This is a genomic window from Candidatus Laterigemmans baculatus (genome assembly GCF_010367455.1).
Lineage (GTDB): Bacteria > Planctomycetota > Planctomycetia > Pirellulales > Pirellulaceae > Laterigemmans > Laterigemmans baculatus.
On sequence record NZ_WRPR01000003.1, the window covers coordinates 1 to 1442 of the forward strand.

A 1442-nucleotide genomic window follows, 5' to 3' on the forward strand; every position below is an offset into this window, starting at 1 on the left:
TGTAGTGCGTCAGCGGAAATGGGACTTTCGGTAAGTTACGATTGACGGGCTCGGTTTCCCTAGGAGAGCTCGCATGAGTCAGTCGAAGAAGCGTCGTCAGTGGTCCGCAGCGGACAAGATGCGGATCGTCCTTGCCGGGATGGAGGCGGGGACGGAGATCTCGGAACTGTGCCGCGTGGAAGGCATCAACCCCACGCAGTACTACACCTGGAAGAAGCAGTTGATCGGCGGCGCCGACGCGGTCTTTGGCAAGCGCCGCGGGGGCAAGGACGAAGCGGCCGGACCGGATCCCCACGAGAAGGAGGTGAACCGGCTGCGAGCGGTGATCGCGGAGATCACGGCCGAGAACCTGGAGCTAAAAAAAACGCTTTAGGGATCGAGGATTTCGCGCATCTACCGGCGGAACTGCAGCGGCGTGTCATCGCCGAGGTCGACCAGGCCAAGGCGAGAAGCGGGATGCCCATGAACGAATCACTGCGGCACCTGGGCATTCCGCGGGGCACGTTTTACCGGTGGAAAAAGGACCGAGCTTGGGAGCGGACGGCGTGCGAACCGGTCTCCCCGGTGCAGGCCTACGAAGCGTTGCCGGAGGAGAAGCGGGCGGTGATTCAGTTCGCACTGGAACATCCGGAGGTCCGCCATCGGGAGCTGTCATGGCGGATGATCGACGACGACGTGGCCTACCTGAGCGCGAGCACGGTTTACCGGATTCTTCGAGAGGAAGAGCTGATGCATCGCCACCGGGGCCGTCAAAAGCGGTACCGGGAGGAGGTGGAGAAGGCATCGGCTCCGGACGAGATCTGGGCGACCGACCTGATGCATTTGAATGTGGGCGGTGTGCAGTACTACCTGATCAACTTCATCGACGAGTATTCGCGTTATCTGGTTCACTGGGAGTTGCTAACGAGCATGGATGGTCACTCGGTCAGCACGGCCGCTCAGCGTGCGATTGAGACGTTGCCTCGGGATCGTGAGGGGGAACTGGTCCGCACCCCGCTGATCCGCAGCGACAACGGGAGCGGATTTATCTCGAGTGAATTTGTCGGGCTACTGTCTCACCATGGGCTGGCGCACCACCGCATCCGGCCTCACTGCCCGGAAGAGAACGGAGTTTTGGAGCGATTCAACCGCACTCTTCGCGAGGGGATTGAATCGCACGACCTGGAGGGCCGATACGACTCGATGGAAGTCATCGGTGGTCTGGTCCGGCACTACAACGAAGTCCGGCTTCACAGCTCGCTGGGCTTTCAGACACCGCAGACCTGGTACCGAGGTAATCCGGCGGCGGTGGACCAGGAGAGACGCCTGAAGCTGTCTCAGGCGAGGCACCGTCGCAAGCAGATCAACCTCGGAATCCGTCAACGAACCTTACCCTTTTCAGCCCCCGAATCTGTCTCTTGTAACTGACCCAGAAAGTCTCACTTCCCGCTGAAACAAATCAC

The 1442-nt window shown here is 60.5% G+C and carries 2 protein-coding genes; both read left to right on the plus strand.

Annotation, left to right across the window (positions count from 1 at the left end; genetic code table 11):
* The first annotated feature begins 73 nt into the window (after positions 1–73).
* Positions 74–373 (plus strand): transposase, encoded by a 300-nt coding sequence (locus GNK13_RS00440; protein ID WP_164100461.1) that lies wholly within the window; start codon positions 74–76, stop codon positions 371–373.
* An 89-nt stretch (positions 374–462) separates the two neighbouring features.
* Positions 463–1407, plus strand: a complete 945-nt coding sequence (locus GNK13_RS00445) for a DDE-type integrase/transposase/recombinase (protein WP_164100462.1) — start codon at positions 463–465, stop codon at positions 1405–1407.
* The last annotated feature ends 35 nt before the right edge of the window (positions 1408–1442 follow it).

What these genes read in the sequence shown, in the direction of transcription:
- GNK13_RS00440 (WP_164100461.1), top strand. Translation starts at nt 74, where the DNA reads ATGAGTCAGTCGAAGAAGCGTCGTCAGTGGTCCGCAGCGGACAAGATG.
- GNK13_RS00445 (WP_164100462.1), top strand. Translation starts at nt 463, where the DNA reads ATGAACGAATCACTGCGGCACCTGGGCATTCCGCGGGGCACGTTTTAC.